This window comes from Pseudocnuella soli, from assembly GCF_004347775.1.
In the GTDB taxonomy this organism is placed as follows: Bacteria; Bacteroidota; Bacteroidia; order Chitinophagales; family Chitinophagaceae; genus Flavisolibacter; species Flavisolibacter aquaticus.
In genome coordinates, this window is the sequence record NZ_CP037755.1 from 3,121,121 (window position 1) to 3,146,118 (window position 24,998).

The following is a 24,998-nucleotide window of genomic DNA, read 5'->3' on the forward strand; positions in this document are numbered from 1 at the left end:
TCTTAACAACTACTTGGGCCAAAGGGTGGCCAAATGTGGGTAAATGCACCGCAGCCCGTCAGGTTTTTAGGCCTAAAAAGGGTACATTTGCAAGCTTAAATTCCGCTTTTTTCTAAGCACCAATAACGCATGGAAGAAAATCTTCAACCGCAAGAAACACAAGATAATAACCGCATTATACCGGTAAACATTGAAGAGCAGATGAAAACGGCTTATATCGACTATTCGATGTCGGTAATCGTAGGCCGTGCACTGCCCGATGTTCGCGATGGATTCAAGCCCGTTCACCGGCGCATTTTACATGCCATGAACGAGCTGGGTATGTACCACGGAAAACCCCATAAAAAATCCGCCCGTATTGTGGGTGAGGTTTTGGGTAAATACCACCCCCATGGCGACAGTTCTGTGTATGATGCGATGGTGCGTATGGCCCAGGACTGGAGCATGCGCTACACCATCATCGATGGGCAGGGTAACTTTGGAAACCAGGACGGCGACGGCCCGGCTGCCATGCGTTACACGGAAGCCCGAATGGAGCGCATCACCGAGTACATGTTGCAGGACATTGACAAGGAAACAGTCGATTTCCAGTTCAACTTCGATGATTCGCTGGAAGAGCCTACCGTACTGCCAACCCGCATTCCGCAGTTGCTCATCAATGGCTCCAGCGGTATTGCCGTAGGTATGGCCACCAACATGATGCCGCACAACCTAAGCGAGGTGATTGACGGCTGCCTGGCCTATATCGACAAACGCGACATCACCATCGATGAGTTGATGCAGTATGTAAAAGCGCCTGATTTCCCGACCGGTGGCATCATCTACGGCATGGAAGGCGTGAAGGCTGGCTTTACATTTGGCCGCGGCCGGGTAGTGCTGCGCGGCAAAATGCATGTGGACACCAAGCCCAGCGGCCGCGAACAGATCATTGTTACGGAAGTGCCGTACCAGGTAAACCGCGATGCCCTTTGCGACCGCATCGGTCAGTTGGTTACCGACAAGACCATTGAAGGCATTGCCCACATCAACAATGAATCAAACAAAAAAGAAGGCACCCGCATTGTAATGGACCTTAAAAGGGACGCCGTTGCCAATGTGGTGATCAACCAGTTGTACAAATACACCGAGCTGCAAACCAGCTACGGCATCAACAACGTAGCCCTTTCAAAAGGGCGCCCCAAGATCCTCAACCTCCGCGACCTTATTTCGGAGTTTGTAGAGTTTCGCCACGAAGTGGTGGTGCGCCGCGCCAAGTACGAGCTGCGCGAAGCACAGAAAAAAGCGCACATCCTCCAGGGCTACCTCATTGCCCTCGATCACCTCGACGAAGTGATTGCATTGATCCGCGCATCGGCAACGCCTGATGTGGCCCGCGAAGCCCTCGTGAATGCGGGCTGGGGACTGGATGAGATCCAGGCAAAGGCCATCCTTGAATTGCGCCTCCAGCGCCTGACCGGTATGGAACGCGACAAGATCAAGGCCGAGTACGATGAGCTGATGAAATTGATTGCGCACCTGGAAGAGTTGTTGTCGAACGAAGGCATGCGCTACGACCTGATCAAGACCGAACTGCAGGAAGTAAAAGACAAATTTGGCGATGCCCGCAAAACCGAGATTTCTTACCTCGACAACGAAGTAAGCATCAAGGACCTGATCAAAGAAGAAGATGTGGTGATCACCATCTCACATCTTGGTTATATTAAACGTACTTCCGCCACCGAGTTCCGTTCGCAGAAACGCGGCGGCCGCGGTGCCCGTGGCAGCAGCACCCGCGAAGAGGATTACATCGAACACCTGTTTGTTGCGTCCACGCACCACACGATGTTGTTCTTTACAGAAAAAGGGCGCTGTTACTGGCTCAATGTGTACCAGATCCCCGAAGGTGAAAAGAACAGCAAAGGCAGGGCTATTCAAAACATGCTGCAGCTGTCGCCGGATGATAAGATCCGCGCCATCATCGACATCCCGGACATGCAGGATGCCGATTACATCAACAGCCACAACATCATCCTGTGTACCAAACGCGGTGTGATTAAAAAGACTGCGCTGGCCGATTTTAGCCGTCCGCGTACCACCGGTGTAAACGCCATTACCATTGTTGAAGGCGACCAGCTTTTGGAAGCACGCCTCACCAACGGCGACAGCGAGATCATGCTGGCCGTGGCCTCGGGCCGCGCCATCCGTTTCCCCGAAGCTAAGGTGCGCAATACCGGCCGTGGGGCCATTGGCGTAGGTGGTATTGAAGTGGATAATGAGCAGGATGAGGTAATTGGTATGATTTGTGTTAACCCGAGCACGCCTGACCGCACCGTTCTGGTTGTTAGCGAAAAAGGATACGGCAAAAGAACACAGGTTGAAGAGTACCGCATCACCAACCGTGGTGGTAAAGGGGTAAAGACCATTTCTGTTACGGAAAAAACCGGCAAGCTGGTTGGCCTGCTGGATGTAGCGCAATCGGAAGACCTGATCATTACCTGCAAGAGCGGTGTAACCATCCGGATGAAAGTGGCCGATATCAGTGAACTGGGCCGGGCAACGCAAGGTGTTAAATTGATCCGCATCGATGACCAGGACGAGATTGCAGCGATCACGAAAATAGACGTGGATGAAGACGAAGCTGCAGAAGTGCTGGCGGAAGGAGCAGAGCCTGTTTCTACCCCCGACGCAACCGATGGCGCCGAAAATGCATCTGAAGGAGAAGAAGTTCAATCATAACCATTAATTCAAAAAAAAGAACAATGCGTAAGCTTATTTTATCCGCATTATTGCTTGCCAGTGGATCCGGCTTATTTGCCCAGAAACTTTCCGACGTAGAGAAAAAACTCGCCGACGGAAAATACGCCGAGGCAAAAGATGGCATCGACAAACTGCTGGCCGATCCCAAGAATCAGAACAACGCCAATGCCTGGTATCGCAAAGGGCAGATTTATATGCAGTTGGCGATGGACAGCACTAAGTTGGACGAATCGCTGACCAACCGCTCCGAAGCCATGACCGCTTTCAAGCGCTATTACGAAATGGATGCGAAAAACGTAATGGGTACGCTGGAGCAAAACGTTCGCCCGTTCCAGGTGTATGAAAGCGCATACAACGCGGCATTGTCCGATTACAATGCGCAGAACTTTGCCCGTTCGTTCCAGAACTTCAAGCAGGCGCTGGATGCAGAGGAATACATCAAGGCTAAAAACCTGAGCTATGGTGGCATTACTTTTCCTGCACTCGACACCAACCTGTACCTGAACGTAGCAGCAACCGCATTGAAAGCTAAAATGGAAGATTCGGCAATGGTGTACTACACCAAGCTAGCCGATGCCAAGCTGAACGCCGATAACTACATCGAGATTTACCAAACGCTGGTGGACTATTACGACCGTAAAGGCGATGCTGCCAACCGCGATAAATACCTGGCACTGGGTAAAGAATTGTATCCTAAAAACGACTATTGGTTTGAAGCCCAGCTGAGCCCGCTCCGCGAAGACAAGCCAAAGCTGTTTGCTAAATACAAAGAGCTCGCAACTGCCAACCCCGAGAGCTACTACCTGAACTTTAACTATGCAGTTGAATTGTTCAACTATGCTTTTGCAAACGACAACAAGCCTGCGGATTTCGCTACTTACGAAGGCCAGGTAGAACCTGCCATCAAAGCTGCCATCAAAGCACAAAATTCGGCCGATGCCAACTACCTGATGGTACGCTACATGACCGAGAAAATCTACCGCACTGAAGATGCGATGCGTGCCATCAAAGGAACAACGCCTGCCGATGCCAACAAACGCAAAGCACACGCTGCAGAAATTAAGCAAATGTGGGCTGCCATGACTCCTTACGCCGAAACTGCCTTTACTGCTTATGAAGGCAAAAAGGACCTGAAGGGTTATGAAAAAGGCAACTTCAAAAACGTTTCCAACGTGCTGATCGATTACTACAGCATGCAGAAAGACGAAGCCAAGGTAAAGCAATACCAGGACCGTCTGAAAGCAGCAGGCATGTAAGCTAGTTGTGATAAATTATAAGAAAGGCTTCCCCTTGGGAAGCCTTTCTTATTTTATTAATAACCGTCCGGAACGGTCGGTTGTTTCAAGGCTTTGATGAATAACGTAGCCAGGCTTTTTGCGAGGTAGGGATATACACCGCGATTGTTGGTGAGCACAATGAATGTCAGGCCTTCCCTTTCAAACCGCACAAAATCGGCCAGCGCCGGGCCACCGCTATGCTCCACAATTTTATGGCCCTGGTAATCATTATTTACAATCAAACCCAACCCAAAATGCCCGGGTTTGCCATCAGCCAGCGCAAGGGGAGTGCTGATTAATTGTTTGGTGTTTGCAGATACAAATGACGCTGCATCCATCACCGCTGCCAGTTTTGCCATATCCTCAATGGAGCTATAAATACCGCCGGCGGTGTAGCCTGTGGCGCCAAACCACATTTGATTGATGCGCAGCGTGCTGTCTTCTTTGAACCAATGATATTCCTGGGCCTGGCCGGGCACAATATCCAGGTCGGTAAGCGCTCCAACTTTTGGATTGTTGACAAACGTATGTTGTAATTGCAGCGGTTGCAACACCCATTTCTCAAGCGCGTCAAAATAGCGCATACCTGTAACCGTTTCAATAATATGTTGCAGCACCCAGTAATCGGAACTGACATACGCTTCTTTTGTGCCCGGGCTGTACTCCATATCCATTTTTGCTGCCAGTTCAAATGCGCCTTTACTGTCGGTAGCTTTACTAAAGTCAGCAATCTTGATACCGGATTGGTGTGCCGCCAGTTGTTGGATGGTTATGGCTTTCCATGCCTCTGGCGACTGCGGCAACAGGTTGCCCAATGTTTGTTGTGGCTGCAAAAGACCCGCGTCAAAGAGTTTACCCAGCAGCATAGCGCAATAAATTTTTGAAACGGACGCCAGTTGAAAAGTTGTTTCCTTCGTTACCGGAACATTTAACCCAACATGTGCCTTGCCCAAGGTGCCCATGTGTAACACTTTTCCGTTTTTAATCACGGCATAAGCTAGCCCGGGAATATGCTCCTTGTGCATGATCTGTTGCAACAGCTCGTCGGCCCCTTTGTGCGGCTGTTGTGCATCAGCAATGAATTGGGAAAAAACAAGCGCCAACAGGAGCGGTGTTTTTGAGAAAATGAGGAGTAAGAAAGTTTTGGTTGCGGCCAGCATAATATTCGTTTTAAATGGTTAATAGGGCTAAATTGAAGCATGTAACGCAGTCTTAAAAAAAGACCTGCATGAAGCTGCCAAAATGAAGCGTGAAGCGGACAACAGCAGGATGCAGGGCCGCTTTTTAACCTGTACTTTTGAGTTGTGGCTTTACCTATAACATCTGCCAACAGCGCCACCACAACTGCATGACAACCCCGCTAAAAGATACCTGGATCCGCATCGTCAACCCGGTGATTTTGATTGCCCTGAGCATCATCAGCCAGCAAACACTGGTGCCGCCGGTTACAACAGATAAGCTGGCCGCCACGGCTCGTTTGATCATTTTGCTGGTGTTCAATTTCGAATTGGGCAGGATGCTGGTGATCTATGCACGGCGAAAGTTTCCCGCCATCAGCGCAACCAAAAAGCGGGTGTTGTATGCATATGCGCTATGTGTTGCCGGCACCTTTGTGCTCATAACGATTTCTACTTTAATCAGCAGGTATTATATGCCCAAACCAGTTTCGTTTTGGTTTGAATCCTTGCTGAATTTTATCCAGTCTTTTTGGATTGGTGCGCTGATTATGGCGCCCTACGAGGTATTGTACACTTATGCTTTATCAGTGCGAACCGAGCAGCAGCGGCACCAACTGGAAAAGGAGCACATTCAAACAAGGCTGCATTCGCTGCAGGCGAAGGTAAACCCGCATTTCTTGTTCAACAGCCTTAATACACTTAGTGCGCTAACTACCAAAGACCCGCAAAAAGCGGAAGCCTTTGTGCTGGAAATGAGCGCTGTTTACCGTTACCTCCTGCACAACAACACGGCGCACCTGGCAACTGTTGCGGCGGAACTCGATTTTATAAGATCATACCTGCACTTGCTGCAAACCCGCTATGGCACTGCATTACAGATCGATATTGAAATAGAAGAATCCGTGCACCAATACAATTTGCCTCCATTTAGCCTTCAGTTGTTGGTGGAAAATGCGGTGAAGCACAACGAAGTATCCAGCGATGCGCCGCTCAATTTGTATATGTATAACAAAGGCGTGGAGTACATAGTGGTGACCAACAATATACAGCCCAAAACAGGAGCGAACCAGCCTTCCGGTTTTGGGTTATCGGGACTGTCTTCACGATACCACCTGTTAGATGGGCCGGAAATAGAGATCATTAAAACCACCGAACATTTTACGGTAAAGCTGCCATTAATCAAACCGTCACATCAATGAAAGTCCTCATCATTGAAGACGAGGCGCTGGCCGCCGAACGGCTGTCGCGGTTGCTGCAGGAAATTAATCCGGCGATTGAGATCACCGGCATTGTGCCAAGCATCCGGGCTGCCGTTGCCATTTTAGGAAATGATCCGCAGCCGCAACTCATTATGGCCGACATTGAACTGGCCGATGGCACCAGCCTGGAAATATTCAAACAGGTGGCTGTAAAAAGTGCGGTTATTTTTACTACGGCTTACAACGAATATGCGCTGCAGGCATTTAGCGCTAACAGTATTGCTTACTTGCTTAAACCGATCCGCAAAGAAGATCTGGAAAAAGCCTTGCACAAACTTGCCACCATGCAGGAACAGTTTGCGGCCAGCTTTTTTGCGGAAAAGGGCGAAAGTTTACAACAGGCCTTAAACACCCCAAGTGTTTCCTTTCGCAGAAGTTTTTTGGTGAAAATGGGCCTACGGCTCATCCCGGTGGACGTGGACGAGATCGCTTATTTTTTTGCCGACGGGCGGCTGGTGTTCCTAACTACCTGGGATAAACGAAAAATGCTCATCGATCATTCTTTGGACGAATTGGAAAGCATGTTGAATGGGGCGGATTTTTATCGGGCCAACCGCGCCTTTTTAGTGCAACGCAAATCGGTACAAAAATGCAAAGTGTTGCTGAACCGAAAATTAAAACTGGAGCTGTTGCCGCAGCAGGATCGGGAAGTGTTGGTAAGCAAGGAAAAATTGGGGCCATTTAAAAAATGGTTGGATGCATGAACGAAAGATTTGTCCCGGCAATCCGTCGAAAAATTTATTGTAAAAAAATATGGCTGTCGTTGTGATTTTCTTACCGCATCGTACACTAATAGCATAGCACAAAAGCTTGATCACCGGCGTGGATAAAAAAGAATTGTTTGTAGCGGCTATTGAAGTGAACAAAGCGGCGATCTATAAAATTGCAACGGTGTACACCAATGGCGCGGAAGACCGCGATGACCTGGTTCAGGAAATCCTGTACCAACTTTGGAAATCATTCGACACGTTTCAACAAAAGTCTTCGATCGGCACCTGGATCTACCGGGTCGCGATGAACGTGGCTATTTACCAGCTTAAGGCTGCGGGCAAAAGGGTTGCGACGGTGGAATTAATTGATTCAACCCTGCAACACGGCGATGCGCCGCAGGGTGGGGAAGAGGAGCAATGGCGTATGCTGAAAGCGCAAATTAATGAACTGAATTTACTGGAAAAAGCAATTGTGGTGTTGTACCTGGAAGACAAAAGTTACGATGAGATTGCGGAGATCGTCGGCATTTCGGTGAGCAATGTCGGTACAAAGCTGTCGCGGATCAAGGAAAAATTAAGGGCGAACATTTCTAAACATTTATAATCATGGAACTGGACGATTTGAAAAAAACATGGAGCAGCACCGGTAGAATGGTCGGGCAACAAACAATGGATGTGGCACAGTTGGTAAAAGATCGGGAATTAAAATATGGAGCAACATTGCGCCGGATTATTTTGCCGGAAATATTGGGCAGTATTGTTTGCCTGGCGGCCGCCGTATTTATTGGCTTTCAGTGGATTAGCTTGGAAACAACGTTGATGCAGACTACTGGTATCGTGGCCATAGCGTTGTTGGTGCTGATCCCAGCAATCAGTTTTTGGAGTACCGCAGGTTTGCGCAACCGGCCGAATTTAAGCCAGCCACATGCCGACACACTGCGCCATTTTGCGCAACAAAAACTTCAGTTCTTCAAACTGCAAAAATTAAGCGTGTTATTGAGCTATTTATTGCTGGTGGCCGTGATTGTGTTGATGTCGGGCCTGTATGGCCGCAATGACATTGTCGAAAACAAATACTTCTGGATGTTATCCATGACGGTGTGTTATGTATTCCTGGTATTTTATGCAAGGTGGGTGGACAAATATTACCGGAAATCGATTGATGGTGCGGAGGTGTTGTTGAGGGAAATAGAGCTTTGATCTAAATGCTTTAAGTGCAAATTTCTTAGAATTAATTAGCCCGGGTCGGCATTCTGAAACATTGTTTCGTTTGTTAAGTCGAGCTAATTATTTTCATGCTATTCGCATTTGGAACGATGGCCATCTCATTGATATACCCATCAATGATAATTGTCTTTGGTTGTCTTTGGTTTTCCCTGAACGCGGAAATACCTCAACTTTCAAAGAACCCGAGCAAATTGCAGAATTAATTGCTTCTAAACTTACGGGAGAAAAAAGTGTTTATTTCTGAAGCGGCATTTGGCGGGCAATGCCATTGTATATCCCAATAAACAATGCCATCGGCATACCAATAGTCTACGTAGGTTTTCTTGCCGAAATATTCTCCATAAGTCATTAGGTTATATTTCTTTTCTAAGTCGTGCGCAAACTTTAGCCATTCCTGCCATTTTTCGGCGTCGGGGCCTTCGCCCATATACTTGTAATCATCGTGGTTAATCATTTCGCAGTAGTGGTTTTCAAATATTCTCCCTGAGATACAGTAGGTAACTCTACATTATAGTTCTCTAAAACAGAAGCGCGGGCAAATAATTTCTGAACACACAGCGTCGATGGGGCAAGCCATGTGCGCCTATTTAACATAAAATGAAGTTATCAGAGAAGACCACGTAAAGCGTGGTTGCCCCCTTTATATAACGGGGTTTTTGCAATACTCAAAATCATTAAGAAGCAATAGCGGCGCGTGGGACAGCAGATGCCTCCACCTTCAAGGTTTCCACACCCGGTAGTCAATATTAAGCACGGAGTAACGCCCCGTGCGTTGGCGTGAAGGGTTGGCTTCTGTGCCGTTGGCCGCTATTGCTTTACCAATTTATCGCAAAAACCCCGTTATATAAAGGGGGCAACGCTAAGGGTCTGAGCTGATAACTATTTATTATGTGTAAATAGGTTGGCGGTGCGATGGGCGTTTTTTGTAAGTTTCCCGCCACAAAAAACGCTGAAGCGTTGGCAAATGTGCTAAGGGCAGCGCAGCCTGTGTGCGGGCTGTTTTCAGAAATTATTTCCTGGGGGAAAACGCCGTTAAGGCGTATAGCCCGCAGGGCTTACTCATATGCAGACTATTGAAATAAAAGAGGCAATTGTAAAAATTCAGTTTTCCGAAACCGAATGGATTCAACTGCCCGTAGAAATATTGAAAGATTTGGTGTTCAAGGGAAAATCTCTTTGAGTTTTGCTTTGACTTCTTCGGCAATAGCTGGGTCCAAATCATCATTGGCGACATAGGATATGTCGCCGTAAGCCTTTACGCCATATCCAACGTACCATCGGATACTCCCTTTAGGTTTAAGTTCTTCCGCATATTTCACATCAATCTCATCCAAATAGGCCTCAAATTCCTTCCATTTAGCATCCATTTGTTCTTTGGTTAACTTCATAAAGCAGTAGTGGTTTTTAAATATTCCCCCTAAGATACAGTAGGTATCTCTACATTATAGTTCTCTAAAACAGAAGCGTGGGCAAATAATTTCTGAAAACACGGCGTCGGTGGGGCAAGCCGGTGCGCCTATTTAACATAATATAAATTATCGGCAAAAGCAGTAAGGTTGAGGAGTGGAGCCATTCGGGCTAAAACCGGGAAAACAAATATAAATTGCGCTGCCTTTGCAAATGACCTAATCGCATTTAAGAAAGACAAATCACCAACGAAACACCCATCGATCATCCGGAAATAAATTCCGGCCAACAACCATACATGCGCCCTATTTCATTACAGCAATCCGCCACCAACCCGGCGCTTCCAGCTTACGAACTTACCGCCGCCAAAAACATCATTTCCATTTTTATCTTTTTGGGCATCGCCTTGCGGCTGTTTCATTTTTTCGACAACCGTTCGCTGTGGAACGATGAAATGTACCTCGCATCGAGTCTGGTGCGGCTGAACCTTTGGGAACTGGCTACCAGCCCGCTCGATTACGAGCAAAAAGCACCGCTGGGATTTTTGTGGGCTGTCAAACTGTGTGTGATGCTTTTCGGCAAAAGCGAAATGGCATTGCGGCTGTTCCCGTTGCTGTGCGGCATTGCTACGCTGTTTATTTTCCGTCCGGTTGCACATTACTTTTTAAAACCTGTTGCGGCGGTTGCAGCCATGGGCATCATGGCGTTTTCGCCATTTATTATTTACCACGCGGTCGAGATCAAACAATACAGTACCGAGTTGCTGGCTTCGGTTTTCCTGCTGGCGTTGTATTGCCGGTATCATCAAAAAACAAATAACAAAAGTTTGTTCCTGTACGGAATTTTGGGCGCTGTTACGGTTTGGTTCTCCTTTTCGTCGGTGTTTATGCTGGTGGGCATTGCCATAGGTACCTGCATCTATTTAATCCTCAAAAAAAATTGGTCGCTGCTCTTCTGGTCCATGATTCCATTCGGCATCTGGGCAGTCAGTTTTGGCATCAGCTACGTGCTGTTTGTAAAAAATCACCCGGCAAAAGAATGGCTGGTGGAATGGTTTGCGCTATCGCATGGGTTTATGCCGCTGCCGCCAAAATCGGCGGCCGATATGAGCTGGTTTGTGCACAAGTTGTTTGGCATTTTTCATTACCCATTGGGACTTTCATGGGTTTCGCTGCCGCCTGAAACGGCGCCGGTACCCAGGCTGCTGGCACGTATGGCCGTCGTGCCGCTGGCTTTGCTGGTGGCGGGTTTGGTAGCTTTTTGGCGCGGTGGTAAAAAGCACCTGCTCGTTTTTTCAATGCCTATTTTGTTGCACCTGCTGGCTTCCGGTGTGCAGGCGTTTCCATTTTTGGAGCGGCTTACCTTTTACCTGGCGCCTATTTTTATTTTGCTGATTGCCCGTGGCGTGCAGGTGGTCACCGACTATTTCCCAACAAAACAATGGCTGGCTTACTTGCTGGTGGCCCTGCTCATGTTCGGGCCCGTGTTCAACATTTTCCGGCAAACGATGGATACCTCGATGTTTGCAGATTTTAAAAAATCGTACGACCGCGAAACTTTGCTCTATATCGACAAGCATGCGCAACCAGGCGATGTGGTGTATGTATATTGGAACAACCTGGTGCCGTACCGTTATTATAAAGACAACTACGGGCTGAAGTTTAAAGCGGTGGAAGGCGCCGATCACAAGTTCTCCGCAACTAACGTCGACGAATACATGAAATTGGTGGAGCAGGATGTGCAACACCTGGCCGGTGCCAAACGGGTGTGGCTTATTTACAATAAAATTTTACCCAACGGCAACATCGGCGACCGCATGTATGACCCCGAATGGTATTTTAAAACCGACATTCACGTGCCCATTGAAAAAGTGCAACCGTTATTTGGAAAGTACGGCAAACAACTTGAAATGGTGGAAACACGCAATGTAAACGTGTTGTTGTTCGATTGGAACAATTAAAATTTTCCAATTTGGAATAGCAAAAAAAGAGCACCAAAAACTTCCCGTCTTTGGTGCTCTTTTTTATTTATTAACGGCTCGCCAGGCGGCGTCGCCTTCTGTGCTTGATTTTTTGAAATCGCCGCGGAGCGTTTTAAGGCCGAACTTTTCCTTATCAATTTCCTGCCGGGTTCTAAAGCCGAGCCGCCGTAAAATGGGCAGCGGCGGGCACCAGCCCTGTATGGCGTGTTGCGCCAAAAAAAAGGTGACCACTGCCGGCAATACCAGCCATTTCCGGTTCACAAATGCACCCAGTATTACCCCGGTAAAGGCCAGCGTGGAAGCGTTCAATTCCAGTGCACGCTCCATATCCCATTCGTCGTTGAGCAGCTCCAGCCGTTCATCAATCAGCCTGGGGTTGTTTGCGGCAAGCCGCAAATGATACAGGGTTTCCTGGTCTATTTCAGAGTTTAAAGCATCGCTGGTTTGTTCACGTACCAGGTCTTTGTTTTTGGCAGCCATGAAATAAATGGTTTTATAAGTTGTTCTCAAGCAATGTTTTTTAAACAATACACTTGGAACTTCCTGATAAAAATGGCACGGGAAGCATAGCGCTGTCGGCAACGCTCCTGCTTTCCGTGCCCAGCATTTAATACAATAACCGCACCTTTATAGTTTGTGGCACTTCTTTCAGTAATTGAGCGGCCTGCTTCGACAATTTGCGGTCTACATCCACCACCACATACCCAATCTGGTCGTTGGTTTTCAGGTATTGCCCCAAAATGTTGATGTTGTTTTGCGACAACTGCCCGTTGATCTGCGACAGTACGCCGGGAACGTTTTTGTGGATGTGCAGCACCCGGTGGGCACCTTCCTGCGGCGGCAACGCCAGGCCGGGAACAGTATGCGAACCCCAAGTAATGCCTTTTTCCAGATAGCTCAGCAGTTTATTGCTTACATCCTCTCCTATGTTTTGCTGCGCTTCTTCGGTTGAGCCACCAATATGCGGCGTCAGCAATACGTTAGGCAAACCCTGCAGCGGGCTTACAAAACGGTCGCCGTTCTTTTCGGGCTCTACCGGGAACACATCCACAGCGGCACCACGCAGCTGGCCGCTTTCCAGGTATTTGCGCAGCTCGTCCAAATCCACCACTTCGCCCCGGGCGTAGTTTATGATGATGGCGCCTTGTTTTACATGGGGAAGATTTGTTTTATTGATGAGGTTTTTCGTTTGCGGGGTGTCCGGCACGTGCAGCGTAATCACGTCCGAATTGCTGAGCAGTTGCTGGAGCGATTTGGCATCCTGCGCATTGCCCATGGGCAGCTTGGTTTGGATGTCGTAAAAAATCACCTTCATACCCATGGCCTCGGCCAGCACGCTTACCTGTGCGCCGATGTTGCCGTAACCAATAATGCCCAGCGTTTTGCCGCGCAGCTCGTTGCTGCCGCTGGCATCCTTCATCCAGTCGCCGCGGTGTGCTGCGTTGTTTTTATCAATGATCTTGCGAATGAGCATTACGGATGCGCCAATAACCAGTTCGGCTACCGAACGGGTGTTGGAGTATGGCGCATTAAAAACAGCCACGCCATGATGGGTAGCGGCATCGAGGGCCACCTGGTTGGTACCGATGCAAAAACAGCCAATGGCCTGCAGCTTTTCGGCGGCGGCCAATACGGCGGGGGTTACATTTGTTTTGGAGCGGATGCCCAGAATGTGCACATCCTTGATCTTTTCGATCAGTTCACTTTCGGAAAGCGCCTTGGTAAGGCGTTCTACATTTTCGTAACCGTTGCTGGTAAAGCGTTCGGCAGCGGTGGCGCTGATATTTTCCAACAGCAGGATCTTGATCTTTTCCCGCGGGTATGAGGTCTTTGTGGTCTCCATGGTTCAAATATCTTAAATAAACTGCCTGATTCGTTAGATTTTATTCAATAATTGTCCACTTTGTTTTTTCAAACAGCAACCAATTAGTTATACAGGCCTTTTACTTTTGCAAAAATTCGAACATTGAAACCCTATATATATGGATTATGCGCGGCCCTTTTATGCGCCGGGTGTGGCGCAACTGCGGATAAGGATAAAAAGGAAAAAGCCCGGGAAGCTGTGTATGCAGCGCATTTCCCGGCACTAAAACCAGCGGAGAAAAAGCGGTACCACGATGCGGTGGACAGTTTTTTAAAACCCCTGATCCGGTCGGGCTTCAGTGGCTCCATACTGGTGGCTAAGGAAGGCGAACCCGTATATGAATATTATACCGGCATTGCCAACCCCATCAGCAAAGATTCCATCACGGCCGAAACGCCACTGCAAATTGCATCAACGTCTAAAACCCTCACTGCTGCTGCCATTCTGCAACTGGTGCAGGACGGCAAGCTGCAGCTGTCCGATTCGCTACAAACATTTTTCCCCGACCTGCCTTACACGGGCATCACGGTGAAAACGCTGCTCAATCACCGCAGCGGCCTGCCCAATTATATGTACTTTTTAGAGGGCGGCCTGTGGGATAAAAAGCAATACCTCACCAATGCCGATGTGCTGGGCAAACTAGTTGAACTGGCCCCGCCCCGCGCCTTCAAACCGGATACGCGTTTCCAGTACTGCAATACCAATTATGTGCTGCTGGCGCTGATTGTGGAGCAGCTGAGCGGACTTAAATACCCCGATTACATGCAGCAAAATGTGTTTGGTCCGCTGGGCATGACCAACACTTTTGTGTACACGCCAACCGATACGCTGGTGCATTCGATTTCCTTCAATGCCGGTGGCGGCATCTGGGCACAGGATTATACTGACGGCCCTTACGGCGATAAAAATATTTACTCCACCCCCCGCGACCTGCTCAAGTGGGACCAGGCGCTGTACAACGGCGACTTTATTGCGCCGGCCCTGCTCGATTCGGCATTTACGCCCTACAGCCACGAAAAGCCGGGACAACATAACTATGGCCTAGGCTTTCGATTGTTGATGCTCGATGGCGGCAAAAAAGTAGTGTACCACAATGGCCGATGGCACGGGTTCAACGCGGCATTTTCCCGCCTGCCCGATGAGCATGTGACCATTATTATCTTGGGCAACAGATTCAAAAGCAGCATTTATACGCTGGCCCGCAAAATGTACAACCTGTTTGGCCCTTACGAGCCCGGTGCTGTCGAAGGGGCGGAATAATGTTTGAAAGGTTGTATGACAAATGTGTGGCGCTGTGTTCTGGCGCTCCACATTTGCTACATTAGTCCTTCAATTCATCTTTCCGTGAAGTTGTACACTGCCGCACAGATCCGCGATTGGGATGCTTTTACCATTGCCCACGAACCCATTGCCTCCATCGACCTGATGGAACGGGCCGCAGCCAAATGCGTTGCCTGGCTGCTGCAACACTATGGGCCGGCGCAGCGCATTGCCGTTTTTTGCGGTAAAGGCAACAACGGCGGCGATGGCCTGGCTATAGCACGGATGCTGCACCAACGCGGCCTGCCGGTTGAAGTGTTCATTCTTGAGTTTGGCGCCATCGGTTCACCCGATTTCCAGGCCAACCTGCAGCGGATGCACCAGTTCGAAATTCCCTTTCATTTTGTACAGGAAAAGCTGCCGCTGCCCCTACTCCACCCCGATGCTGTAATTATAGATGCACTCTTTGGAACCGGTTTAAATCGTCCGTTGGAAGGTCTGGCGGCAACCGTTGTAGCACACATCAATAAGGCAGCAAATGAAGTGGTATCGATAGACGTACCGAGCGGGATGATGCTGGATGCATCCGTTGAAAATGCTCCCGTCATAAGTGCCCATTACTCGCTGAGTTTCCAGGCAACAAAAGCTGCTTTTTTATTACCCGAAAATGAAACGCAAACCGGTAAGGTCGTTGTGCTGGATATTGGGCTGCACGCAGGCTACGAAGCTGATGCACCGTTTGAGTTGCTGGAGATTGCGACTATAAAAAAAATAATGCGACCACGTTCGCGGTTTGCACATAAAGGCAGTTTTGGGCATGGGCTGATCATTGGCGGCAGTTATGGTAAAATGGGCGCTGTGGTATTGTCCACTCGGGCACTGTTGCGCAGCGGTGCCGGGCTAGCTACGGCCTATGTACCCAAATGTGGCTACAACATTCTGCAAACCACTGCGCCGGAAGCCATGACAATGACCGACGAAGGCCCTGAATATTTGACGCAACTAACGGTCGACAGCAACCGTTTTTCCGCCGTCGGCATCGGGCCGGGTATGGGTACAGATGAAGCGACACTCCAGGCATTTGCTAATTTGCTACCGCAGTTTACCATTCCGCTGGTGGTCGATGCCGACGGGTTGAACTTATTAGCCCGCCGCCCCGAGTTGTTGCAACAGTTGCCGCCGCAAACCATTTTAACGCCGCACCCAAAGGAATTCAGCCGCATGTTTGGCGAAAGCAATAATGATTTTGACCGGGTAAAACTGGCGCTGGACAAAGCCGCCGAACACAATATGGTGATCATTTTAAAAGGCCACCATAGTTTGATCGCATCGCCTGGCGGTAAAGGATATTTCAACAGCACCGGCAATGCCGGCATGGCCACCGGTGGCTCCGGCGATGTGCTGACCGGTTTGCTCACCGGTTTGTTGGCGCAGGGATATAATGCTTTAGACGCCGCTTTGATTGGCGTGTACCTGCACGGCCTTGCCGGCGACCTGGCCGCTGCTCGGTTGTCGCAGGAAGCGATGATCGCAGGCGATATCATTCATCATTTTGCACCGGCTTTCCGCAAACTAACCGCCTGATTATTCCGCTTCTTTTTGTGCCAATTTATAATGTACATCGCTCAAGCCGCGCAACTTTTCTGCCGCCCATTCGGCGGTGATGTCCCGTTGCGGGTTGGCCAGCATTTCATAGCCCACCATAAATTTTTTCACCGTTGCCGACCGCAGCAGCGGCGGGTAAAAATGCATGTGCCAATGCCAGCCTGGGTGCTCACCATCATTCACCGGCGCCTGGTGCATGCCGGCGGAATAAGGAAAGGAAATGTTGAACAGGTTATCGTACCGCGTGGTGAGCTGCTTGACGATAGCGGCAAATGCTGTTTTTTCCGCTTCGGAAAATTGCAGGATGTTTTGCACGTGTCGCTTGCTGATGATCATGGTTTCGTAAGGCCATACGGCCCAAAACGGCACCACCACTGCAAAATGCTCGTTTCCGATCACCATCCGCTCCCCTTCGTTTTGTTCCAGCTGCAGGTAGTCGGTGAGCAGGCTGCGGCCGTGCTCGGCAAAGTATCGCTCCTGTTCCCGCGTTTCTTTTACAATTTCCAGCGGCAGTGCACTTTGCGCCCAGATCTGTCCATGCGGATGCGGGTTGGAGCAACCCATTATCTCGCCTTTGTTTTCAAATATTTGAATGTGCCTGATCGTTGGATCGGCGCTGAGCGCAGCAAATTCCCGTTGCCACACTTCCACCACTTTTACCAAACCCTCCATGCTGATTTCCGGAAGCGTAAGACTATGATCGGGTGAAAATGAAATAACTCTGCAGGTGCCCCGTTCGCTTTTGGCCTGCAGCAAACCACCGGCTGTAAACGCACCTTCAGGCGTATCGTGCAGCAGTGCGGCAAAGTCGTTGGTAAACACAAATGAATCGGTATAAGCCGGGTTGGTATCGCCATCGGCCCGCACATTGCTCGGGCACAAATAACACTTTGGGTCATACGCTGGCCGGTTGTCGGGCGGCACCGGTTCCACCTTTCCTTGCCATGGCCTTTTCGTGCGGTGCGGCGAAACCAGTATCCAGTCGCCGGTCAGTAAATTATACCGGTTGTGCGGGTGTTCTTTGTAATCAAACATAGCGGTCAATTTTTGCCGGAATAATCGGTGGTTGTAAATAAAATTTACACCTTGTTCCGGCGATGATTACAAACGACGGCAAAAAATGGTCCGGCCTTATTTGCGGCTGGTTTTCTTTACATACAACTTCGGGTTCCATTCCAGCACCTGCACCATTTGTGGGGTTGTTTTGGCTAAGCCTTCGCCATCCACCTGCACTGCGTTTTGCACAAAAAGATGCAACAACCCTTGCTCCCGCCACAGTTCGGTATCAAAAGATGGCTCCCAGGATCCCACGCCTTTTTGCGACAGATCGAGCAGCCGCCACTTGCTCTTTTTAATATTCTTATTGAGCGCTACCGAAACTTTACTGCCACGCTCCTCATCGCGGAAAATGATTGCTGCTGCCCACCGGCGGCCGATTTGCCAGGCAATGATCTGCGGGCGGGCAATGGGAATGCTTTTGCTGCCGCCGCCACTGAGGCTGAATGGCGTGGTTCTAAAAGCAAGATTTTGTGTTTGCCAACGCTGTCCGTTTTTATATACGAGCCGGTACTGCGGTACTGAGCTCATGCTGTCGCGCCAATAAGTAGCAATGAATGGTTCGCCGCCCGGTGCAGCAAACATGGAAGTCTGGTTAATGAGTTCACTTTTTTGCGGGATCGCTGCGGCCACTTCGGCAGTGGCTTGGGTTATGGGCAGCGTGTATGCCTCACCGTTAGATCGTTGCCAGGTAGCGCCGTCGTCGGTTGACCGTGCATACATCAGGTCGTGGTTGGATGCAACATCGGGACTTTCGCGCCACACCCACGAAATGTGAATCGTGCCGCTGCCGTCGATGCACGCCTGCCAATACGGATTGCGCTTGCCCTCGCCGCTGATCAGGTTATTGTGCAGGGTGCGCCATGCTCGTTTCACTGCATCGTATTTGTTGAGCACCAGGTTGCCATTGCCCGAGCCGCCATCGCGGTAAAAAAACAGCAGGTCGCCATTGGGCATGCGGTAAAATTCGGGATAACTGACACGGCCCTCTCCCACCCCGGTCATTGGCATCTTAGGCCCAAATTGCAAGCCGCCCGGTTCCAAACTACGAACATAATTGAGTGGATTATTGTGGTGATTCCACGCCATGTGCAGGTACCCCGCACCATCCGTGATTATGCTGATGACATTGTGTGCATCTTTTGTATTCCCGGTAAAAGCCGTTTCCTTCAACTGCCAGTTACCTGTGCCCAATTTGCGTTTACCCACAACTACTTGACCACTCGCATTATAAAAAGCAACGAACTGCGTATCGCGGTGTGTGACCAACGAATTTTTCCGGAAAACGGTAACGTTGACGGAGTTGGCCGCCCAGCCCGGGGCAACATCAACGAGCTTAACTTCAGATGTAGGTTGTTGTGCATTTATCGTAAAGCAGTAACAAATAAGAACAACAAGGAAAGATGTCTTAGTGATCGCTTTATAAAAAATATCCTTCGGTATAAACTGGTTTTTTAGCTGCATGAACCGGCATTGTGAACCGGAAATGTAACCCTGTTTTGGCAAACGAAATTCAGAGATCTCTTTCGTAAAATAACCGGTCAGTTTTTAAATTAATGCGTTTATCGGCTATACAATTTGTCTTCGGTCAAACCAAAAATGAAAAAGCAAAATTCAAATAGCGAGCAATTTGCATTATCGCCTATTAAAATTTTGCTTTTCACATCAATTAATTATATAACTAAAAGCTACTGCTAAGCGAATTCAGCAACGGCTTCATTTTGCATCGATTCCTGCGCTGGCGCAGTCCGCCGCTGGAGCGTAAAATAGAACGTAGATCCGCTGCCCAACACAGATTCCACCCAGATATGACCGTTGTGCATTTCCACAATTTTTTTACAGTGCGACAGGCCAATGCCTGAACCTTCAAACTCGCTGCGGGTGTGCAGCCTTTGAAAGATCACGAAGATGCGTTCGTAGTGTTTAGCATCCATGCCAATGCCGTTGTCTTTTACAAAAAACTCCCAGTGGTCTTCCCGCTCAGTGCAACCCACTTCAATGAGCGGCGGCTCAGTTTTCTTGCGAAACTTCAGCGCATTGACGATCAGGTTTTGAAATACTTGTTTCAACTCGGTAGGAAATGCTTCAACAGTCGGCAATGCACCAACCTGCACGTTTGCACCAGCATCCTTGATTGCCAGTTGCAAATCGGCCAGCACGGCCTGTGTTAATTCATTACAATTCACCAGGGACAACTCACCTTTCCGGCCCAGCCTTGAATATTCCAGCAGGTCGTTGATGAGCACTTTCATCCGGTCAGAAGCCTGCGACATGAACGCAAGGTATTTATCCGCCTTATCATCGAGCCTGCCGCCATATTGCCGGCGCAGCAATTCTACAAAGCTTGAAATGGTGCGCAGCGGTTCCTGCATATCATGCGAGGCTACGTATGCAAACTGTTCCAGTTCCACATTTTTCCGCGCCAGTTGTTTGTTGGCTTTGTCGGCTTCTTTACGGGCAGCACGTTCCTGCTCGGTAACGCTGGCCAGGCGCTTCGTTCTTTCTGCCACCTGCCGCGCCAATTCTTCTTTTTGCTGGTGAATGCGTTCTACCCGCATCCGAAAAATGGCTACGGTAATGGCCACCAATGCCAAAACGGCCAACAAGCGAAACCACCATGTTTGCCAGAACGGCGGCGTGATGATCAACCGAATGGATGCACCTTCCTCATTCCAAACGCCATCGTTGTTGGACGCAATCACTTTCAATACGTATGAACCCGGTGGCAGGTTGGTGTACGTAGCCGAGCGGTTGTGGCCGATATGGTTCCAGCCATCATCAAAGCCTTCTAGCTGGTAGGCGTAGTTGTTTTTTTCCGGCGCAGTAAAATTCAGTGCGGCGAAATCAAATGAAATAACAGACTGGTGGTAAGGAAGGGTTATTTCCTTAATGGTGCTGATGTCTTCAGGCAGGTATTTGTTTGCATCTCCGGGCCGGATGTTTTTGTTGAACAAACGGAATCCCGTAAACACAACCGGCGGCTGGTGGGTGTTGATGATGATTTGAGTAGGATCAAAAATATTAAAGCCATTGATGCCACCAAATACGATCTCTCCCCTGCTGGTTTTTAAGCCGGCTCCTTGCGAAAACTCCCAGCTCTGTAAGCCATTTTCCAACCCGTGATGCCGCACTTTTCCGGTGTGGGGATCGAAGCGGCTCAAGCCGTTGTTTGTGCTCAGCCACAGAGATCCATTGTTATCTTTTATAATACTGTTGATGGTATTATCGGGCAACCCTTCCTTGGTGGTCCAGGTGGTGAGTTGGTTTTTCTTTACATCCAACCGGTTTAGCCCGCCGCCCAACGTGCCCACCCACACAACGCCGTTTCCATCTAAAGCAAGGCTAAAGATCACATCACTTTCGAAGGGCATGTTGTACTGGTTGTAATGTGTGAACTTCCCCTTTTCGGGATCATAAACACTAAGACCAGCCGTGGTGCCCATCCAGATATGTCCCCTTTCGTCTTCCAAAAAAGAACGTACATAATTGCCCGAAATAGAATTTGCATTGTTCGGGTCGTTCACAAATTTGGCGATGTTGCCGGTTTGCGGATCGAGCATATTAACGCCACCGCCGTTGGTGCCCATCCAAACCCTGCCTTTGCGGTCTTCCAACACGGCATATACTGCATTGTTATTTAAATCTTTCGGGCCGGGTCCGGCATTGTAGTGCGTAAATTTTTGCGTAACCGGGTCAAAGCGGTCCATGCCGCTGCCATACATGCCAATCCAGGTGTAGCCGCTTTTGCGGCCTTGGCTTACACACAACACACTGTAGCTTGCCAATGCATGGGGGTTGGCTGGATCTGGATTAAAGCGTTGAAATATGTTCTCTTTTCTTTTCCAAAGGTTCAAGCCGCCGCCGCCGGTGCCAATCCACATATCGCCATCCCCTCGTTCCGCCACGGCAGTAACTACGTTGAAACTAAGGCTCGTCCAGTCAACAGGATTGTTGCGGTAGAGGTAAAAATTATTCAGGCTCGGGTCCCAAACGTTGATGCCGCCTTGGTAAGTGCCCACCCAAAGTGTGTTGGTATTATCCTGGAGCAATGCAGTAATGGTAGCGTTGCGCGACAAACTTGAGGCATCATGTACATCGCTGCCAATATGGGTGAATTGGCCGCTTTTTAGATCAAAAAGTTCTAGGGAATTTTTTGTACCGATCCACATGCTGTCGCCAATAGGTTGGATAATTGTAACCTGGTTATCGCCAAGGCTAGTTGGATCAGCAGGATCATTAAGAAAGCGCCTCCAAGTGCCGGTGGCGCGGTCCAGCAAATTTAGGCCCGATTCGGTGCCCACCCATAGTCGGCCAAATCGGTCTTCCCGTATTGCCTTGATGCTGTTGTGGCTTAAACTGCGGGGATCGGCATTTGAATAATAACGGCGGAATGTGCCCCTTTTCCAGTCCATCAGGTTGAGGCCGTTGTTGGTGCCCACCCATAAGTTGCCTTTGCTGTCTTCAAACAAACAAGTAATGCCGTCATCACTGATGCTGGCTGCATCGGCGGGGTCGTGTCCATATTGCTTGACCTTGCCGGTGCGCCGGTCCAGCAGGTTAAGTTTCCAATAAGTGCCCACCCAAAAATTGCCCTGCCGGTCTTCCAAAATGGCGGTAGCAGTTTTCTGGCTCAACCCTTCTTTGTTGCCGATGGTTTCGTAGTAATGCACAAATGCATCGCGTTTGCGATCGTAACGCGATAAAGCACCATTGTTGGTGCCAACCCATAGCGTGCCGGAACGGTCTTCATACAGGGAAATTATATGGCTTCTGCGCAGGCTGGTGCTGTCGGTTGGCTCGTGGCGGTAGACCTTAAATTTGTTGCCATCATAGCGGTTTAAACCATCCTGCGTGCCAAACCACATAAAGCCGTACCGGTCTTTGATGATGGCTTGCACAGTGCTTTGCGACAAGCCATCCAGGTTGGTGAGGTGGTTAAATCGATATTTCGTTTGTGCCGTGGCGTTATACACCAATAACTGTAGCAAAAAAAACAATATTGTATTGCGCAGAAGCTGCACCAAACGAAAACGGGCGGGTTGTTTCAAGGACATGATCGGGTTAAACCAAAAGATTGCGATCAGTTAGCAAAATATTCCTGGAGGATGCGTTCTACTTTTTCTTTTGTCAGCGGCTTGTTTTCAAAACCGGCCACTTCCGGAATTTCCATGGCCCGGTGCTGGTCCTCGGGGAACAGCGATGTGGTGAGCATCACCACCATAACTTTTCCCTTGTTGTTTTGTGGTAGTTGCCGGTATTGTTCCAGAAACTCCCAGCCATTCATTGCCGGCATATTGATGTCTAAAAAAATAAGATCCGGTCCAACGTGTTGCGCCGCATCATCAGAAGCGGTATGGAGCAATTCGATTGCGTCGGCACCGCTTTGTGCCACCTGTACCGACTCAGCGCAATCCAGTTCTTCGAGCACCATTGCATTGATAAAATTGGTTGGCTCGTCGTCGTCTATCAGCAGTACGCTCTTTAATTTTTTGTGCATCGGTTTTTATTTAGGATGATTGAATAGTATTAAAACAGCACCAGGTTGGTGGCTGCGTTTGGCGTTGAAATATTGGGTTGGTTGAGCGAAAGCACCACCTGCAGGTTGCAACCGCCACCGGGGTATGAGTTGATGGTGACCTGTCCTGAAAATAATTGTGCTCTTGAAATAATATTGGTCAGGCCTACGCCTTTGTGTTTTACCAAAGGGTCAAAGCCACGTCCATCATCGGTAATGTGCAGGTGCACCTGCCCGTTCTTTTCAAATAGCTGGATGGTTACGCTGCTGGCCGCGGCATATTTTACAATATTGCAAAGCTGCTCCTGTACCATGCGGAAAATATTAAGCTTCAGGTCTTCGGATTGTTCCACCCGCGGAATGGTAGCAATGTGGCAATGCCGCTGAATGCCCTGCGGTTCCAGCATTTCCTTCGCGAGGTCTTCCACCGAATACACCAGCCCCAATTCTTTCAAGTTACCGGGAAGGATCAGTTCTTTCGCCAGTTTGCGGATCTCGTCCATCACCTGCGCTACATTCTGAATGCTTTTTGCCAGCAATTTTTCCTGTAGGTCTGGATGGTCCATTGCCAGTCCGAGGTTCAATTTAACCGCGGTTAAAATCTGGTTGATGTTATCATGCAGTTCGCGGCCAATATTTTTCCGTTCATTTTCCTGCGCTTCCAAAACGGCTTCCACCAACTCCTGCTTTTTTCCTACCAGTTCGTTTTGCAGCCTTATTTTCTCCGATACATCATTTACCTGTGCCTGCATCGCGGTGCCGCCGTTGAACGGAATGACATGGCTGGTAAATTCAACGATGATATGACTGCCGTTCTTGGTGCGGTGCAGCCACAATACTTCGTTGCCGTCGTGCACCATCGGGCTTTTCGATACCAGAATATCATTTATGGAAAGCGACAAAAAAACATCACGGGAAAAGCCATATTTCTGCAGTGCGGCATTATTTACTTCCAGGAACCGAAAGGTTTCAGGTTCGTAAATCCACATCGGGAACGGGTTGCGGTAAAACATCTGCCGGTATTTTTCTTCCGACATCAGGATGCGTTCTTCCGCCTTTTTCCGTTCAATGCTGTATTCAATGGATTTCAACAGCAGGCCGGCATCGAATTGTCCTTTTACCAGGTAGTCCTGTGCATTTTGGTTCAATGCCTTCAGCGCCATCTCGGTATCGGCATAGCCAGTGAGCACAATTATGGGAATGCGGCAATCGGCATCGGTAATTTCCAGCAGGGAGTCCAATCCAAAACTATCGGGCAGCGAAAGATCGAGTAGGGCCAGGTGCACTTCATTGGTGCGCAGCATTTCTTTGGCTTCGCTCATGCGGGTAGCCTTATAGATCGCACCGATCCTTTTGCCAAAGGATTCGAGCATATCCTCAATCAGGTAAATATCTGCGGGATTATCTTCAACAATTAAAATATTCAATTGGGTTGCTTCCAACTGCATAAGACGGTTAGGATTCGGATTTTGGTAGGATGACGGCAGGCGGGCCTGTAACCACGCCGGGATATTGCTATTGATGCAACCGTAAAATTACAGCGAACGTTTGATTATCTCATCAATAATCGGCCGTGTTTTACAACAAAAACTGGGCGTTTAGGGTTATCCCTTACCCTACTTAATTACTTGCGCAATGACACATTTTGCTTATCAATAATTTAATGAACGAACCTTCTGCAGATTTAAATTGAAAAACTTCAAAAGCATTTCGTTCCGGTCTAATTGGTTGCGACCGATGCAATGTCAGGAAAGAGCAATTGCCTGATTGAAGCAGGTCCAATTTGCCAATTGACTACATCCGAATGCACACGTTTTTCATGTTTAAAATTGAGATGCTGCTGCATCAGTTTCATCAGGACACAGAAAATTTCGCTGAGCGTAAATACTTATAACACTCACGTAATGCGTTGATGTTCGTCAT

General features: G+C 48.9%; 19 protein-coding genes. 9 read left to right on the plus strand and 10 right to left on the minus strand.

Going from position 1 to position 24,998, the window contains the following annotated elements:
- Positions 1–129: 129 nt before the first annotated feature.
- Both gyrA and EPD17_RS12745 read left to right on the plus strand, forming a co-directional pair.
- Entirely contained in the window at positions 130–2,715 is a 2,586-nt protein-coding gene (gene gyrA / locus EPD17_RS12740) for a DNA gyrase subunit A (protein WP_114233955.1), read from the plus strand.
- Between the two features lie 23 nt (positions 2,716–2,738).
- A complete protein-coding gene (locus EPD17_RS12745; protein ID WP_132054751.1) occupies positions 2,739–3,992 on the plus strand; it encodes a hypothetical protein in 1,254 nt (417 codons plus the stop codon).
- 56 nt (positions 3,993–4,048) lie between these two features.
- Here EPD17_RS12745 and EPD17_RS12750 read toward each other — a convergent pair whose 3' ends face one another.
- A complete protein-coding gene (locus EPD17_RS12750) occupies positions 4,049–5,173 on the minus strand; it encodes a serine hydrolase domain-containing protein (RefSeq protein WP_132054753.1) in 1,125 nt (374 codons plus the stop codon).
- A gap of 188 nt (positions 5,174–5,361) precedes the next feature.
- Here EPD17_RS12750 and EPD17_RS12755 point away from each other — a divergent pair, with 188 nt between their 5' ends.
- The 4 genes from EPD17_RS12755 to EPD17_RS12770 all read left to right on the plus strand — a co-directional run bounded on the left by EPD17_RS12755 (position 5,362) and on the right by EPD17_RS12770 (position 8,360).
- Positions 5,362–6,390 carry a sensor histidine kinase gene (locus EPD17_RS12755; RefSeq protein WP_132054755.1) on the plus strand — a complete coding sequence of 343 codons (1,029 nt, stop codon included), beginning with the start codon at positions 5,362–5,364 and terminating at the stop codon, positions 6,388–6,390.
- Complete coding sequence (locus EPD17_RS12760) at positions 6,387–7,154, plus strand: LytR/AlgR family response regulator transcription factor (protein ID WP_132054757.1); 768 nt, start codon at positions 6,387–6,389, stop codon at positions 7,152–7,154. The genes EPD17_RS12755 and EPD17_RS12760 overlap by 4 nt, the downstream gene beginning before the upstream one ends.
- A gap of 106 nt (positions 7,155–7,260) precedes the next feature.
- Positions 7,261–7,764 (plus strand): RNA polymerase sigma factor, encoded by a 504-nt coding sequence (locus tag EPD17_RS12765; RefSeq protein WP_240040611.1) that lies wholly within the window; start codon positions 7,261–7,263, stop codon positions 7,762–7,764.
- 2 nt (positions 7,765–7,766) lie between these two features.
- Complete coding sequence (locus EPD17_RS12770; RefSeq protein WP_132054759.1) at positions 7,767–8,360, plus strand: hypothetical protein; 594 nt, start codon at positions 7,767–7,769, stop codon at positions 8,358–8,360.
- A 226-nt stretch (positions 8,361–8,586) separates the two neighbouring features.
- Here EPD17_RS12770 and EPD17_RS12775 read toward each other — a convergent pair whose 3' ends face one another.
- Together EPD17_RS12775 and EPD17_RS12780 are read right to left on the minus strand one after the other, a co-directional pair.
- A complete protein-coding gene (locus EPD17_RS12775; protein ID WP_132054761.1) occupies positions 8,587–8,841 on the minus strand; it encodes a hypothetical protein in 255 nt (84 codons plus the stop codon).
- Positions 8,842–9,547: 706 nt separating this feature from the next.
- A complete protein-coding gene (locus EPD17_RS12780) occupies positions 9,548–9,775 on the minus strand; it encodes a hypothetical protein (protein WP_132054763.1) in 228 nt (75 codons plus the stop codon).
- A 317-nt stretch (positions 9,776–10,092) separates the two neighbouring features.
- On the opposite strand from EPD17_RS12780, the gene EPD17_RS12785 reads away from it, so the two are divergent.
- Positions 10,093–11,754, plus strand: coding sequence for a glycosyltransferase family 39 protein (locus tag EPD17_RS12785; RefSeq protein WP_132054765.1), 1,662 nt, complete (start codon positions 10,093–10,095; stop codon positions 11,752–11,754).
- A 63-nt stretch (positions 11,755–11,817) separates the two neighbouring features.
- On the opposite strand, the gene EPD17_RS12790 is transcribed toward EPD17_RS12785, so the two are convergent.
- Complete coding sequence (locus EPD17_RS12790; RefSeq protein WP_132054767.1) at positions 11,818–12,255, minus strand: hypothetical protein; 438 nt, start codon at positions 12,253–12,255, stop codon at positions 11,818–11,820.
- A gap of 127 nt (positions 12,256–12,382) precedes the next feature.
- On the minus strand, positions 12,383–13,618 hold the full coding sequence (gene serA / locus EPD17_RS12795) for a phosphoglycerate dehydrogenase (protein WP_132054769.1): 1,236 nt from the start codon (positions 13,616–13,618) through the stop codon (positions 12,383–12,385).
- A 123-nt stretch (positions 13,619–13,741) separates the two neighbouring features.
- Between serA and EPD17_RS12800 the strand changes: the two genes are divergently transcribed.
- Positions 13,742–14,899, plus strand: coding sequence for a serine hydrolase domain-containing protein (locus tag EPD17_RS12800; RefSeq protein WP_165929604.1), 1,158 nt, complete (start codon positions 13,742–13,744; stop codon positions 14,897–14,899).
- A gap of 84 nt (positions 14,900–14,983) precedes the next feature.
- On the plus strand, positions 14,984–16,483 hold the full coding sequence (locus EPD17_RS12805; RefSeq protein WP_132054773.1) for an NAD(P)H-hydrate dehydratase: 1,500 nt from the start codon (positions 14,984–14,986) through the stop codon (positions 16,481–16,483).
- Here the strand turns inward: EPD17_RS12805 and EPD17_RS12810 are convergent, their stop codons facing one another.
- The 5 genes from EPD17_RS12810 to EPD17_RS12830 all read right to left on the minus strand — a co-directional run bounded on the left by EPD17_RS12810 (position 16,484) and on the right by EPD17_RS12830 (position 24,523).
- Positions 16,484–17,539: a UDP-glucose--hexose-1-phosphate uridylyltransferase gene (locus tag EPD17_RS12810; protein WP_132054775.1), complete on the minus strand. Its 1,056-nt coding sequence runs from the start codon at positions 17,537–17,539 to the stop codon at positions 16,484–16,486.
- A 96-nt stretch (positions 17,540–17,635) separates the two neighbouring features.
- On the minus strand, positions 17,636–18,769 hold the full coding sequence (locus EPD17_RS12815) for a BNR repeat-containing protein (protein ID WP_240040612.1): 1,134 nt from the start codon (positions 18,767–18,769) through the stop codon (positions 17,636–17,638).
- Positions 18,770–19,254: 485 nt separating this feature from the next.
- Positions 19,255–22,548: a two-component regulator propeller domain-containing protein gene (locus EPD17_RS12820; protein WP_165929605.1), complete on the minus strand. Its 3,294-nt coding sequence runs from the start codon at positions 22,546–22,548 to the stop codon at positions 19,255–19,257.
- 92 nt (positions 22,549–22,640) lie between these two features.
- A complete protein-coding gene (locus tag EPD17_RS12825) occupies positions 22,641–23,057 on the minus strand; it encodes a response regulator (RefSeq protein ID WP_132054781.1) in 417 nt (138 codons plus the stop codon).
- Between the two features lie 29 nt (positions 23,058–23,086).
- A complete protein-coding gene (locus tag EPD17_RS12830; RefSeq protein WP_132054783.1) occupies positions 23,087–24,523 on the minus strand; it encodes a response regulator in 1,437 nt (478 codons plus the stop codon).
- Positions 24,524–24,998: the final 475 nt, after the last annotated feature.

Bases quoted from the DNA above. Each gene is read 5' to 3' on its own strand.
- EPD17_RS12770 (WP_132054759.1), top strand. From the start codon at position 7,767: ATGGAACTGGACGATTTGAAAAAAACATGGAGCAGCACCGGTAGAATG.
- EPD17_RS12790 (WP_132054767.1), bottom strand. From the start codon at position 12,255: ATGGCTGCCAAAAACAAAGACCTGGTACGTGAACAAACCAGCGATGCT.
- EPD17_RS12775 (WP_132054761.1), bottom strand. From the start codon at position 8,841: ATGATTAACCACGATGATTACAAGTATATGGGCGAAGGCCCCGACGCC.
- EPD17_RS12830 (WP_132054783.1), bottom strand. From the start codon at position 24,523: ATGCAGTTGGAAGCAACCCAATTGAATATTTTAATTGTTGAAGATAAT.
- EPD17_RS12760 (WP_132054757.1), top strand. From the start codon at position 6,387: ATGAAAGTCCTCATCATTGAAGACGAGGCGCTGGCCGCCGAACGGCTG.
- EPD17_RS12785 (WP_132054765.1), top strand. From the start codon at position 10,093: ATGCGCCCTATTTCATTACAGCAATCCGCCACCAACCCGGCGCTTCCA.
- serA (WP_132054769.1), bottom strand. From the start codon at position 13,618: ATGGAGACCACAAAGACCTCATACCCGCGGGAAAAGATCAAGATCCTG.
- gyrA (WP_114233955.1), top strand. From the start codon at position 130: ATGGAAGAAAATCTTCAACCGCAAGAAACACAAGATAATAACCGCATT.
- EPD17_RS12810 (WP_132054775.1), bottom strand. From the start codon at position 17,539: ATGTTTGATTACAAAGAACACCCGCACAACCGGTATAATTTACTGACC.
- EPD17_RS12745 (WP_132054751.1), top strand. From the start codon at position 2,739: ATGCGTAAGCTTATTTTATCCGCATTATTGCTTGCCAGTGGATCCGGC.
- EPD17_RS12825 (WP_132054781.1), bottom strand. From the start codon at position 23,057: ATGCACAAAAAATTAAAGAGCGTACTGCTGATAGACGACGACGAGCCA.
- EPD17_RS12755 (WP_132054755.1), top strand. From the start codon at position 5,362: ATGACAACCCCGCTAAAAGATACCTGGATCCGCATCGTCAACCCGGTG.
- EPD17_RS12750 (WP_132054753.1), bottom strand. From the start codon at position 5,173: ATGCTGGCCGCAACCAAAACTTTCTTACTCCTCATTTTCTCAAAAACA.
- EPD17_RS12780 (WP_132054763.1), bottom strand. From the start codon at position 9,775: ATGAAGTTAACCAAAGAACAAATGGATGCTAAATGGAAGGAATTTGAG.